Annotated in this window: 9 protein-coding genes and 2 riboswitches; of the genes, 7 read left to right on the plus strand and 2 right to left on the minus strand. The window is 64.2% G+C overall.

What is annotated here, in order from left to right:
• Nucleotides 1-21: 21 nt before the first annotated feature.
• Entirely contained in the window at nucleotides 22-2,109 is a 2,088-nt protein-coding gene (locus tag G3N95_RS07810; RefSeq protein WP_205969432.1) for a UvrD-helicase domain-containing protein, read from the minus strand.
• Between the two features lie 339 nt (nucleotides 2,110-2,448).
• On the opposite strand from G3N95_RS07810, the gene G3N95_RS07815 reads away from it, so the two are divergent.
• Both G3N95_RS07815 and G3N95_RS07820 read left to right on the plus strand, forming a co-directional pair.
• Entirely contained in the window at nucleotides 2,449-3,498 is a 1,050-nt protein-coding gene (locus tag G3N95_RS07815; protein WP_205969433.1) for an oxidoreductase, read from the plus strand.
• Nucleotides 3,499-3,696: 198 nt separating this feature from the next.
• Nucleotides 3,697-4,053, plus strand: coding sequence for a hypothetical protein (locus G3N95_RS07820; RefSeq protein ID WP_205969434.1), 357 nt, complete (start codon nucleotides 3,697-3,699; stop codon nucleotides 4,051-4,053).
• Here the strand turns inward: G3N95_RS07820 and G3N95_RS07825 are convergent.
• On the minus strand, nucleotides 4,050-4,868 hold the full coding sequence (locus G3N95_RS07825) for a hypothetical protein (RefSeq protein ID WP_205969435.1): 819 nt from the start codon (nucleotides 4,866-4,868) through the stop codon (nucleotides 4,050-4,052). The two genes, G3N95_RS07820 and G3N95_RS07825, sit on opposite strands and share 4 nt — an antisense overlap.
• Nucleotides 4,869-5,099: 231 nt before the next feature.
• Nucleotides 5,100-5,211: riboswitch (glycine riboswitch) on the plus strand.
• A 49-nt stretch (nucleotides 5,212-5,260) separates the two neighbouring features.
• A riboswitch (glycine riboswitch) is annotated at nucleotides 5,261-5,400 on the plus strand.
• 83 nt (nucleotides 5,401-5,483) lie between these two features.
• On the opposite strand from G3N95_RS07825, the gene gcvT reads away from it, so the two are divergent.
• The 5 genes from gcvT to G3N95_RS07850 all read left to right on the plus strand — a co-directional run bounded on the left by gcvT (nucleotide 5,484) and on the right by G3N95_RS07850 (nucleotide 12,863).
• Nucleotides 5,484-6,602 carry a glycine cleavage system aminomethyltransferase GcvT gene (gene gcvT, locus G3N95_RS07830; protein WP_205969436.1) on the plus strand — a complete coding sequence of 373 codons (1,119 nt, stop codon included), beginning with the start codon at nucleotides 5,484-5,486 and terminating at the stop codon, nucleotides 6,600-6,602.
• A 103-nt stretch (nucleotides 6,603-6,705) separates the two neighbouring features.
• Nucleotides 6,706-7,086 (plus strand): glycine cleavage system protein GcvH, encoded by a 381-nt coding sequence (gene gcvH / locus G3N95_RS07835; protein ID WP_012402352.1) that lies wholly within the window; start codon nucleotides 6,706-6,708, stop codon nucleotides 7,084-7,086.
• 64 nt (nucleotides 7,087-7,150) lie between these two features.
• Nucleotides 7,151-10,081 carry an aminomethyl-transferring glycine dehydrogenase gene (gcvP, locus tag G3N95_RS07840; RefSeq protein WP_205969437.1) on the plus strand — a complete coding sequence of 977 codons (2,931 nt, stop codon included), beginning with the start codon at nucleotides 7,151-7,153 and terminating at the stop codon, nucleotides 10,079-10,081.
• Nucleotides 10,082-10,216: 135 nt separating this feature from the next.
• Nucleotides 10,217-11,353 carry an alginate lyase family protein gene (locus tag G3N95_RS07845; RefSeq protein ID WP_205969438.1) on the plus strand — a complete coding sequence of 379 codons (1,137 nt, stop codon included), beginning with the start codon at nucleotides 10,217-10,219 and terminating at the stop codon, nucleotides 11,351-11,353.
• Nucleotides 11,354-11,474: 121 nt separating this feature from the next.
• A complete protein-coding gene (locus G3N95_RS07850) occupies nucleotides 11,475-12,863 on the plus strand; it encodes an L-serine ammonia-lyase (protein WP_205969439.1) in 1,389 nt (462 codons plus the stop codon).
• Nucleotides 12,864-12,890: the final 27 nt, after the last annotated feature.

Below are 12,890 nucleotides of genomic sequence, written 5' to 3' on the forward strand. Positions count from 1 at the left end.
CCGCCTCGTGCGGGGATTTTTTTAGGCCTTCTGCAGCAGCGCCTTGAGACTCGCGAGCCGATCCTTCGGCGACATCGGTGCTTCTTCCGCCGTCGGGGGCGGCGCTTCGTCGAGGCCCATCTCGGGGATGAAGCGCGACGGCTCGCACACCACAGTTTCACGCGCCCGCTTGCGCTTCTTGCACCAGTTCAGATGCAGGCTGCGCTGCGCGCGCGTGATCGCGACGTACATCAGGCGGCGCTCTTCTTCGATACGTTCGTCATCGATCGGAGCATCGTCTTCCGAACCGCCGCGATGCGGCATGATGCCTTCCTCGACGCCGACCAGAAACACGTGCGGATATTCGAGGCCTTTCGACGCGTGCACCGTCGACAGCCGCACGGCATCCGGGTCTTCATCCTTGCCTTCGAGCATCGACATCAGCGCGACCGTCTGAATCAGTCCGAGGAGGTTCTTGCCAGTATCGGCGAGACCGTCGGCGGTGTCGTAGCCGGTCTGCTCGACGCCCGCTTCCGGCTCGGGCTTCGTGCCCTTGCGCTTGAGCCACTCCAGAAACTCCAGCACGTTTTGCCATTTCGCCTGAGCCTGGCGCTCGTCGAATGCGTCGTACAGGTAGGCTTCGTAGTGGATCGCCTCCATCATGTCGTTCAGCACGGAGGTTGCTGCATCCTTGTCCGCACGATCCCGAAGACGCTGCATGAAATCGCAGAAGACTCGCAGCGGCTCGACCTGACGCGCCGACAGCCGCGCCTCGATGCCGCCCATGTACACCGCCTCGAACAGCGACACTTTCGCCTGTCCCGCGAACGAGCCGAGCGCTTCGAGCGTCGTATTGCCGACACCTCGGCGCGGCGTCGTGATCGCGCGGATGAACGCAGGATCGTCGTCCGCATTCGCGATCAGCCGCAGATACGCGCAGATGTCCTTGATCTCGGCCTTGTCGAAGAACGACTGGCCGCCCGACAGCACATACGGAATCCGCTCGCGGCGCAGCACCTGTTCGAAGATGCGTGCCTGAAAATTGCCGCGATACAGGATCGCGTAGTCGCGGAACTGCGCGCGCCGCTCGAACTTGTGCGCCGACAGCCGGAACACGACCGACTCCGCTTCATGCTCTTCGTCGTTGCAACCGGTGACGGTGATCGAATCGCCCATGCCGTGCTCGGACCACAGCTTCTTCTCGAACAGCTTCGGATTGTTCGCGATGACGTTGTTCGCGGCCGTCAGGATGCGCACTGTCGAGCGGTAGTTCTGCTCGAGCTTGATCACGTGCAGCTTCGGAAAGTCCTTGCCGAGCTGCGCGAGATTTTCGAGCGTCGCGCCGCGCCAGCCGTAGATCGCCTGATCGTCGTCGCCGACGGCCGTGAACGCGGCGCGCGGCCCCGCCAGCAGCTTCACCAGTTCGTACTGGCACGCGTTGGTGTCCTGATACTCGTCGATCAGCAGATAGCGCAGCTTGTTCTGCCAGCGGTCGCGCACCTGCTCGTTGTTCTTGAAGAGTTCCGCGGGCAGACGGATCAGATCGTCGAAATCGACGGCCTGATACGCGTGCAGCGTCGCGACGTAGTTGCGGTAGACGATCGCCGCCTGGTGTTCGTCTTCGTTCGACGCAATCCTCATCGCCTCGTCCGGCATGATGAGGCCGTTCTTCCACAACGAGATGATCGTCTGGATCTTTCGGATGAAGCCCTTATCCGTCGATCCGACCTGCTCCTGGATCATGCCGAAGCAGTCGTCGGAATCCATGATCGAGAACTGCGGCTTGAGGCCGACGTGCTCCGCCTCCTGACGCAGAATCTGCACGCCGAGCGAGTGAAACGTGCTCACCGTCAGCTGGTTGACGGGCACCTTGCGTCCTTCCTTGCCGGGCGCGGTGAGCGTCTTGCCTTCGAGCAGCTTGCCGACGCGCTCGCGCATTTCCGCCGCGGCCTTGTTCGTGAAGGTGACGGCGGCGATATGGCGCGGCTCGAAGCCTTTGTTTTCGATCAGGTGCGCGATCTTCTGCGTGATCACGCGCGTCTTGCCGCTGCCCGCGCCCGCGAGCACGAGGCAGGGACCGTCGAGATAGCGCACCGCTTCGCTTTGGGCGGAATTCAGGCCTGCGGACATCGTGTGTGGATGAGTAGTCGATTGAGGGCGCGATTCGCGAGGAACGGCCCGAGAACATGCAGCGAAACGGCGTTTGCGGCGCATCGTGGCGGGCAGCCGCGCGGCACTGGCCGAACTGTCCGCCGATGCGCCACGCAATTGATTCCATGCGCTTTTTGCCGTTCGCGTGAGAGCCGCGATGTTAACACGAATGCCCTTCCCGATGCCCCGGCTTATCCCGTTCGGCCGAGACCGGCACGACGCGCGCCACCGGGAGCGGCATGGCGCGAAGCGCCGCCGTGCCACAATTACGGCGTTGCGCGCTGCCCCCGCGGCGTGCCGGTTATGCAGGGAACACGCATGTCTTCATCGCTGAAAATTGGCTTGATGGGCTACGGCTTTGCCGGCGCCACCTTTCATGCGCCGGTGATCGAACATTGCGGACGCGCCAGCGTCGCGGCGATCGCCACGGGACAAGGGGACAAGGCACGCGCCGATTATCCGGATGCGAAGATCGTCGCCGATATCGACGCGCTGCTCGCACTGCCCGAGATCGAATGCGTCGTGATCGCGACGCCCAACGACACGCACTTCGACCTCGCGCGCCGCGCGCTCGAAGCAGGCAAGCACGTCGTCGTCGACAAGCCCGTCACGCTGTCGGCCGCCGACGCGCGCACGCTCGCCGATCTCGCGCAAGGCAAGGGGCTGCTGTTCGCGCCGTTCCACAACCGCCGTTGGGACGGCGATTTCATGACCGTGCGCGATCTGCTCGCGAGCGGCGAACTGGGCCGCATCACGCATTTCGAATCGCACTTCGACCGGTTCCGTCCGGGCATCCGGCAGCGCTGGCGTGAAGAGGCATCGCGCGGCGGCGGCTTGCTGTTCGATCTCGGCCCGCATCTGATCGATCAGGCGTTGACGCTGTTCGGCGCGCCCGAAACCGTCTACGCGACGGTGAAGGCGTATCGCGACAACGCGAGCGCGCCGGATTACGTGCATCTGCTGCTCGGTTACGCGAATCACGAAGTCGTGCTGCACGCGAGCGCGCTGACGGCGTTGGTCGCGCCGCGCTACACGATCCACGGCACGCGCGGCAGTTACGTGAAATACGGCCTGGATACGCAGGAAGACCAGCTGAAAACCGGCTTGCGTCCGGGCGATGCCGGCTTTGGCGGCGGCAACGACGCGGGCACGCTGCGCGTGCTGGAAGGCGAGCAGGAAGTGCAGCGCGAGCTGCCGACGCGCGACGGCGCCTATGTCGACTTCTACCGCGCGATGGCGGCATCGATTCATGACGGTGTGCCGTTCCCGATCAGCACGCAGGACGCTGTCGATGTGATGGCGATCATCGAACTGGCGAACCGCAGCGAGAAGGAAGGCGTGCGTTTGCCGTTCAAGCGCGGCGCCTGAAAGGCGAGCGACGCAGTGCGCCAGGCTCCGGCTTGATTGAACATTCTCGGGCCTCGCCTCGCACCCCATTCCCAGCCGATCACGCAATCGGCAAGCAAACCGTTGTGGACCCTGCCGGCAGCGCGTCAGCGCACGCGGCAGCCGGTCCGTTGTTTCGCGTATTCGTTTGGAATCGATCAGAAAGAAGGAGAGAACCCTATGCAACGTATCGTTCGTGCGCTTGGCTGTTGTGCACTGGTTTCGTCGCTCGCCGCGTGCGTCAGCTCGCAGCAGCAGTGGGCCGAACCGCATCCCGCGCCGAATCCGCATGAAGCGGCCGTGCATCGCCTCGAGCAGGTGGAAGGCCGTATCGACAACATGGGCCATCACATCGACGCCCGCGTGAACCAGGGCCACTATCCGCCGCCCGAAGGCGCTGCGCTGCATCGCCGGCTCGACACGATCCGCCAGGAATCGCACGACATGGCCGCGCAACACGGCGGCGGCCTCACGGGCGACGAACAGCGCGTGCTGAATCAGGAGCTGGATACGGCGGCGGCGGCCATCAACCGCTAGCGGGACGCCGTCATCGACGCGACGACGCGCTCGCGTAGCTGCGACCAGACGGTCATGTACTCCGCGCGGCCGCTGCCGACAGCGGAACGCTTGAGCGCGTCGAGCATCACGAGTTCCTGCGCGGCCTGCGCCGCGCCCGGATAGACGAGCGGCAGCTGGAGCGGATTGAACGACTCGACCTGCCAGTGCTTTTCCGTCGCGAGGATCAGCGAAACGAGCCGCTCGATCAGAAACGTCTTGACGGGCGTGTCGCCCTGCGCGTGACGCGCCGCGGCGTTCAGCGCGAAGGCGAGCGGCGTGCCGTTCGCTTCGGCGATGCCGAAGATGATTTCCGCGAGGCTAAGCCAATGCCGCCAGAAGCGCGGCTTCGCGACGAAGTAGTTGCAATACACGCTATTCGACGAATCCATGATCAGCGTGCTCAGTTCGACGCCCGGCTTGATCAGCCGCACCACTTCCTCGAACGGTCCCCATGCGTTCGGATGCCCTTGCGCGCCTTGCAGGAACACGTTCGTGAACAGCGCGCCCGCGTCGAAATACGGCGAGAACGACACGATGTCCGTCGATTCCGGCACCGTGGCGAGAAACGCGTTCACGTCGCTCGCCTCCAGGTTCGTTTTCGCCGCGAACTTGGGCGACAGGAAGCCGTAGTACGCCGCGTCGTCCAGCGTGTTGTTGAGCAGGAAGTTACGGATCGGCCAGTATTCGCGCCAGTCGGGCCGCTGCCCGACGTTGTCGAGCGGGATGAAGCCTTTGTCCAGCGTGCTTCGGGTCTGCTCCGAATAGAAGATCTGATGGATGTGCGCGGTGGTCATCGGCTGCAATCTGGTTTTGTGTGAATAAGCGGCGGCCGCAAGGCGCCGTTTTGCAAGTATCCGCGGCAATCGCGTAATGCAATCGCCCAATCAGCCGATGGATTCCGCATCAATTCACCCGATCGCGACGGCGCACGCATCATGCTTTTTTGACCGCCAGAGGGCGCCGAGCGCCGCCGATCGGCGCCCGCCGGCCCGATTTGACAACCCTCTGGGCCTCGCGTACATTCGCCGCACGCGTCGGGAGAGCGCGCCGTTTGCTGTCGTCCGTAGTGCACAGCACGCAGCGCCGCCGAAGGGGCACACCCGCAAACTCTCAGGCAAAAGGACCGAACGCGTCGAAAAACCCGCTCATCTTCTGGTCGAAGCGACCTGTTCGAACGAGCGCCCGTTTTTCGCACTCTGGAGAGCGGCAGTAGCGCCCGTGCACGAATGCACGCGCAGGCTGCCCACCGAAGGGGCGCGCGCCACGTCCGCCAGCACTCGCTGACGGCAGCGCAATCTCTCAGGTATCGAGGACAGAGGGGGCATGCAGTTATCGCTCGTCGACCCGAAGTGGGATCGCGAGAGGTTTCGCCGCATGGCCTTTCCTGTTTAGCGATGCCCGAGGCCCCGATGACCGAACTCAAACACACCCCGCTCCACGCCACGCACCGTGCGCTCAATGCCCGCATGGTCGATTTCGGCGGCTGGGACATGCCCGTCAATTACGGCTCGCAGATCGAAGAGCATCGCGCCGTGCGCACGGACGCCGGCATGTTCGACGTGTCCCACATGTGTGTCGTCGATTTCACGGGCGCGCGCGTGCGCGCCTTCTTCGAGCGCGCGCTGGCCAATAACGTCGGCAAGCTGCAAGCGCCGGGCAAGGCCCTCTATTCCTGTCTGCTGAATCCGCAAGGCGGCGTGATCGACGACCTGATCGTCTATTACTTCGGCGAAGATCATTTCCGTGTCGTCGTGAATGCCGGCACGGCCGAGAAAGACGTCGCGTGGTTCAACAAGCTCAATGACGAACAAGGCTTCGGCCTCACCATCACGCCGCGCCGCGACTACGCGATCGTCGCCGTGCAAGGCCCGAACGCGCGCGAAAAAGTCTGGGCGACCGTGCCGCATGCTCGCGCCGCCAGCGAAGCGCTCAAGCCGTTCAACGCGGCGCGCGTCGCCGATACGCCGTTTGGCGAGCTGACCGTCGCGCGCACCGGCTACACGGGCGAGGACGGCTTCGAAATCATCGTTCCCGCCGCACACGTCGAAGCACTGTGGAATGCGCTGCAGGCGCAGGGCGTGCGCCCCGCCGGCCTCGGCGCGCGCGACACGCTTCGCCTCGAAGCGGGCATGAACCTGTACGGCCAGGACATGGACGACGACGTGTCGCCCCTCGACGCCGGTCTCGCGTGGACGGTCGACCTGTCCGCGCCGCGCGATTTCATCGGCCGCGCGAAGCTCGAAGCGGACGGCTCGAAACAATCGTTCGTCGGTCTGATCCTTCACAAGGACAACGGCAAGGCGGCGGGCGTGCTGCGCGCGCATCAGAAGGTCGTGACGCCGGACGGCGAAGGCGAAATCACGAGCGGCACATTCTCGCCGACCATGCAGGAGTCGATCGCCTTTGCGCGCGTGCCGAAAGGCGTGCAGCCGGGCGACGTCGTGCACGTCCAGATCCGTGACAAGGCACTTCCTGCCAGCGTGGTTAAACTGCCATTCGTGCGCAACGGCAAAGTGCTCGTCGGCTGATCGGTCACACGATGAGCGTCACGAGACAGACACCGGACAGACACGAAAACGTCGCGTGCGTCCCACCATTTAAATCAACCGAATTACCGCATAGGAGCATCCGATGAGCATCCCGGCCGATCTGAAATACACCGAATCGCACGAATGGGTCCGCACCGAAGCAGACGGCACGCTGACGGTCGGCATCACCGACCACGCGCAGGAAGCGCTCGGCGACATCGTCTTCTTCGAAGTGCAGCAACTGGGCCAGACGGTGTCGGCAGGCGACACCGTCGCCGTCATCGAATCGGTGAAGGCCGCTTCCGATATCTACGCACCCGTTTCGGGCGAGATCATCGAAGCCAACCCGAACGTCGCCGACACGCCGGACGCCGTGAACAGCGCGCCGTACGACAACTGGCTGTTCAAGATCAAGCCGGCTGACGGCGCATCGCAGGACCGTCTGATGGACGCCGCCGCATACGGCAAGTCGATCGGCGAATAAGTCACTTACCCACGACAGGCGCGGCGCTCACCGCTCGCGAACGCCGCGCCAGCAGGAACACTCAATGAAGCTCGAACACCCGGATCGTCTGATGAACCGCACTCCCCTCTCGCTCGCCGCGCTCGAAGTGCATGACGCCTTCGCTGAACGGCATATCGGCCCGGACGGCGCCGATCAGCAGTCGATGCTCGAAGCCCTCGGCTTCGCATCGCGCGCCGCGTTGATGGACGCGGTGATTCCGCAGTCGATCCGCCGCCAGGACGCGCTGCCGCTCGGCCCCTTCGGTCAGCCGAAGAGCGAAGCCGAAGCGCTCGCCGCGCTGCGCGAACTCGCGGACAAGAACAAGGTGTTCCGCTCGTACATCGGTCAGGGCTATTACAACGCGCACACGCCCGCCGTCATCCTGCGCAACGTGCTCGAAAACCCCGCCTGGTACACGGCTTACACGCCGTATCAGCCGGAAATCTCGCAAGGCCGTCTCGAAGCGCTGCTGAACTATCAGCAGATGATCGTCGACCTGACGGGCCTCGCGATCTCGAATGCTTCGCTGCTCGACGAAGCAACGGCCGCCGCCGAAGCGATGACGCTGCTGCAACGCGTCGGCAAGCCGAAGTCGAACATTTTCTATGTGGCAGACGACGTGCTGCCGCAAACCATCGAAGTCGTGAAGACGCGCGCGCTGCCCGTCGGCATCGAAGTGAAGGTCGGTCCGGCTGCGGAAGCGGCAGCATCGAATGCGTTCGGCGTGCTGCTGCAATATCCGGGCGTGAACGGCGACGTGCGCGACTACCGCGCGCTCGCTGACGCGATCCACGCCGCAGGCGGCCATGTGGTCGCCGCCGCCGATCTGCTCGCGCTCACCGTGCTCACGCCGCCGGGCGAATGGGGCGCGGACGTGGCCGTCGGCAACTCGCAGCGCTTCGGCGTGCCCGTCGGCTTCGGTGGCCCGCACGCGGCGTATCTCGCCGTGCGCGACGAATTCAAGCGTCAGATGCCGGGCCGTCTCGTCGGCGTCACCGTCGATGCGCAAGGCAACCCCGCGCTGCGTCTCGCACTGCAAACCCGCGAACAGCACATCCGCCGCGAAAAGGCGACGTCGAACGTCTGTACCGCGCAGGCGCTGCTCGCCATCATGGCCAGCATGTACGCCGTCTATCACGGTCCGCGCGGCCTGAAGACGATCGCGCAGCGCGTGAACCGCATCGCCGCGCTGCTCGCGGAAGGCGCGAAGCAACTCGGCTACACGCTCGTCAATGACAGCTTCTTCGACACCCTCACGTTCGAAACGGGTCCGCGCACGCAGGCGCTGCATGACGCCGCGACCGCGAAGGGCATCAACCTGCGTCACGTGAGCGAAACGCGCGTCGGTCTGTCGATCGACGAAACGACGACGCGCGCCGATCTCGCCGATCTGCTCGCCGCTTTCGCGCAAGCTGCATTCGTCGACGCCGCGCCGCAAATCGACGAACTCGATGCACAGCTTGGCCAGTCGAACACGTTCCCGGCGACGCTCGAACGTGAAAGCGCATATCTGACGCATCACGTGTTCAACCGTCATCATTCGGAAACGGAAATGCTGCGCTATCTGCGCAGCCTGTCGGACAAGGACCTCGCGCTCGACCGCTCGATGATCCCGCTCGGCTCGTGCACGATGAAGCTGAACGCGACGTCGGAAATGCTGCCCGTCACGTGGCCCGAGTTCGGCCAGATTCACCCGTTCGCGCCTGCCGAGCAAACCGTCGGCTACCGCGAAATGATCGATCAGCTCGAACAGATGCTGGTCGCCGCAACCGGCTACGCTGCCGTGTCGCTGCAGCCGAATGCCGGCTCGCAAGGCGAGTACGCGGGCCTGCTGATCATTCACGCGTATCACGAGTCGCGCGGCGAAGGTCATCGCAATGTCTGCCTGATTCCCGCTTCGGCGCACGGCACGAACCCGGCGTCGGCGCAGATGGCGGGCATGCAGGTCGTCGTCGTCGCGTGCGATGCACAAGGCAACGTCGATATCGAAGACCTGAAGAAGAAGGCCGCCCAGCACTCGGAAAAACTCGCGGCGATCATGATCACGTATCCGTCGACGCACGGCGTGTTCGAGCAGAACGTTCGTGAAGTCTGCGAGATCGTGCACGCGCACGGCGGCCAGGTGTATGTGGACGGCGCGAACATGAACGCGATGGTCGGTCTCGCGGCGCCCGGCCAGTTCGGCGGCGACGTCTCGCACCTGAACCTGCACAAGACGTTCTGCATTCCGCACGGCGGCGGCGGACCGGGCGTTGGCCCCGTCGCGGTCGGCGCGCATCTGGCGAAGTTCCTGCCGAACCAGACGTCGACGGGCTATGAGCGCGACGCTAACGGCATCGGCGCCGTCTCCGCTGCGCCGTACGGCTCGGCATCGATCCTGCCGATCTCGTGGATGTACATCGCGATGATGGGCGCGAAGAATCTGACGGCCGCGACGGAAACCGCGATCCTCAACGCGAACTACGTCGCGAACAAGCTCGCACCACATTACCCGGTGCTGTACTCGGGCCCGGGCGGACTCGTCGCGCACGAATGCATTCTCGATCTGCGTCCCATCAAGGACACGAGCGGCATCTCCGTCGACGACGTGGCGAAGCGCCTGATGGACTACGGCTTCCACGCGCCGACGATGAGCTTCCCTGTGCCGGGCACGCTGATGGTCGAGCCGACCGAATCGGAATCGAAGGAAGAGCTGGATCGTTTCATCGAAGCGATGATCGCGATTCGCAACGAAATCCGCGACGTCGAGGAAGGTCGCAGCGATCGCGAGGACAATCCGCTGAAGCACGCGCCGCATACGGCGGCTGTCGTCGTCGCGAACGAGTGGAAGCATGGCTATGCACGTGAGACGGCGGCGTACCCGCTGCCGACGCTCGTCGCGAAGAAGTACTGGCCGCCCGTCGGCCGTGCCGACAACGTGTATGGCGACCGCAATCTGTTCTGCTCGTGCGTGCCCGTGGCCGATTACGAGTAACGCCGAAGTGTTGAAGTAGTGTGAACCGCGTGCGGCTCCTGCAAGAGCTGCGCGCGGTTCTGCCCGCAGTCCTGTTGCTCGGCGCGTCAAACCGTTACCATCTCACACCGAATCAGCCCAACGAAGGAGTTTCGCATGGTGCGACAGGTGCGAATGATGCAACCCCCGACACACCGTACGCGTGCGCCGCAACATCCCTCTCCCGCTTTCCCGCTGGCCGCGCTGTTGATGGCGGCCGTCGCGTTCTGCGCGCAATCCGCCCATGCCGCGATGAATCTCTGCGCCGCGCCCGCGCTGCAAACCAGCGAACGCACCAACGCCGATCCTGGCGTCAAGGCACTGGTGAGGAATGTGCAGGCGCATCTGAGCGAGCCGGCGCATGCGGTGCGTCAGTTGCATACGGAAGGCACGCTGCCGCACGAAGGCATCTACGACCAGAGCAAGGATGCGGAGAAAGATCTCGACCTGTTGCGCGACGCCGCGCTCGCATGGCGCGCGACCAGCGACGACCGTTATCTGAAGCTCGTCGACCGTCTGCTGTACGCGTGGGTCACGACCTACGAGCCGTCGTTCAATCCGATCGACGAAACGCCGTTCGAAGGGTTGATCCTCGCGTACGACATGACGGCGAGCGCACTGCCCGTGAAGACCCGCAACGCGACGATGGCGTTTCTGACGAAGCTCGCAAACGGCTACATCGCGCAGATCGACACGCAGAAACGGCCGCTCACGGGCACGTTCCGCAACAACTGGCAGAGCCATCGCGTGAAGCTGATCGCGATGGCGGCGTTCACGCTCGATAACCGCAAGATGATCGAAGCGGCGCAGCGTCTGTACGTCGAGCACCTCAACGACAACATCGCGCCCGACGGCACGACCGTCGATTTCGGCGAACGCGATGCGCTGCACTATGTGACCTACGATCTTCAGCCGCTGGTAACGGCCGCGCTCGCGGCGCGCCGCCACAATCGCAACTGGCTCAACGAGCGTGCGCCGGACGGCGCGACGCTCGCCGCCGCGCTGAACTGGTTGACGCCGTACGCGACGGGCGCGAAGACGCACGACGAATTCGTGAACTCGAGCGTGCCGTTCGATGCGAAACGTCGCGAAGCCGGTTTGCCTGGCTATAGTGGACAGTGGGATCCGAAAAATGCGGCCGAGCTGTATCACCTCGCCGCGCGGCTCGACGGACGCTACACGCCCGTCGCGCTGAAACTGGCACCGACGCCGCCCGCGTGGCTCGCCGTGTGCCTGCCTTTGCCGGCGCGTTGATCACGCGCCGTGTATCGAGCGCCCCGGCGCTCATGTTGTTCCGCGCCTTACCCGGCGCACTCCGCTGCCGCGTTACCCACGCAGTGCAGCATCGACGAAATTCAAGTTAGCGGGAGCAGTGATGGCAGTCAGCGTTTTCGATCTCTTCAAAATCGGCATCGGTCCGTCGAGTTCGCACACGGTCGGTCCCATGCGTGCAGCGCTGATGTTCGCGCAAGGGCTCGAGCGCGATGGGCTGCTTGAGAACACGGCATCGGTGAAGGTCGATCTGTATGGATCGCTCGGTGCAACGGGCAAAGGCCACGGCACCGATCGCGGCGTGATGCTCGGCCTGCTCGGCGATGCTCCCGATACCGTCGATCCCGACACGATCGCGGCGCGCCTCGAACAGGTGCGCACGTCGCGCACGCTCGCACTGCTCGGCACGCACGTCATCCCGTTCGTGCAGAAGGAACACATTTCGTTTTATCGGCAGGCGCTGCCGGAGCATCCGAACGGTCTCAAGCTGCGCGCATTCGATGCGAATGGCGAGACGCTGCGCGAAGCGACATATCTGTCGGTGGGCGGCGGCTTCGTCGTAACTGCGGGCGCGCCGAATACGAAGGTGCTTGCCGCCGTCGAACAGTTGCCGCATCCGTTTCGCACGGGTGCCGAATTGCTCGACATGTGCAAGACCACGGGCAAGAGCATCGCTCAACTGATGTGGGACAACGAGCGCGCATGGCATACGGACGAAGAGACGCGCACGGGCCTGCTGAAAATCTGGAACGTGATGCAGTCGTGTGTCGCGCGCGGCTGCGGGATCAACAATCCGGATGCCGAGGGCAATCTGCCCGGCCCGTTCCAGGTGAAGCGCCGCGCGCCGCAACTGTACCGTGCGTTGACGGGCAATCCGGAGCGCGCGTTGCAGGATCCGCTGTCGATGGTCGACTGGATCAATCTGTACGCGATCGCCGTCAATGAAGAAAACGCAGCGGGCGGCCGCGTGGTCACCGCGCCGACCAACGGCGCAGCGGGCATCATTCCCGCCGTGCTGCATTACTACACGCGCTTCATGCCCCACTCAACCGAGCAAGGCGTGTTCGACTTTCTGATGACGGCCGCCGCGATCGGCATTCTCTACAAGCTGAACGCATCGATTTCCGGCGCGGAAGTGGGCTGCCAGGGCGAGGTGGGCGTTGCCTGCTCGATGGCGGCAGGCGCGCTCGCGGCCGTAATGGGCGGCACGCCGTTGCAGGTCGAGAACGCCGCCGAAATCGGCATGGAGCACAACCTGGGCCTCACGTGCGACCCGGTCGGCGGGATGGTGCAGATTCCGTGCATCGAGCGCAACGCGATGGCTTCCGTGAAAGCGGTGAACGCGGCGCGCATGGCGCTGCGAGGTGACGGCAGTCATTACGTATCGCTCGATTCCGTCATCAAGACGATGCGCGAAACGGGCGCCGACATGAAGACCAAGTACAAGGAAACGTCGCGCGGCGGTCTCGCGGTAAACATCATCGAATGTTGACGCTTTTGCGAATGACATCGAAGAGGG

Origin of the sequence: Paraburkholderia sp. Tr-20389 (genome assembly GCF_017104565.1) — a bacterium.
GTDB lineage: Bacteria > Pseudomonadota > Gammaproteobacteria > Burkholderiales > Burkholderiaceae > Paraburkholderia.

Coding starts and splice junctions, on each gene's coding strand:
- G3N95_RS07810 (WP_205969432.1), bottom strand. CDS start 2,109: ATGTCCGCAGGCCTGAATTCCGCCCAAAGCGAAGCGGTGCGCTATCTC.
- G3N95_RS07815 (WP_205969433.1), top strand. CDS start 2,449: ATGTCTTCATCGCTGAAAATTGGCTTGATGGGCTACGGCTTTGCCGGC.
- G3N95_RS07820 (WP_205969434.1), top strand. CDS start 3,697: ATGCAACGTATCGTTCGTGCGCTTGGCTGTTGTGCACTGGTTTCGTCG.
- G3N95_RS07825 (WP_205969435.1), bottom strand. CDS start 4,868: ATGACCACCGCGCACATCCATCAGATCTTCTATTCGGAGCAGACCCGA.
- gcvT (WP_205969436.1), top strand. CDS start 5,484: ATGACCGAACTCAAACACACCCCGCTCCACGCCACGCACCGTGCGCTC.
- gcvH (WP_012402352.1), top strand. CDS start 6,706: ATGAGCATCCCGGCCGATCTGAAATACACCGAATCGCACGAATGGGTC.
- gcvP (WP_205969437.1), top strand. CDS start 7,151: ATGAAGCTCGAACACCCGGATCGTCTGATGAACCGCACTCCCCTCTCG.
- G3N95_RS07845 (WP_205969438.1), top strand. CDS start 10,217: ATGGTGCGACAGGTGCGAATGATGCAACCCCCGACACACCGTACGCGT.
- G3N95_RS07850 (WP_205969439.1), top strand. CDS start 11,475: ATGGCAGTCAGCGTTTTCGATCTCTTCAAAATCGGCATCGGTCCGTCG.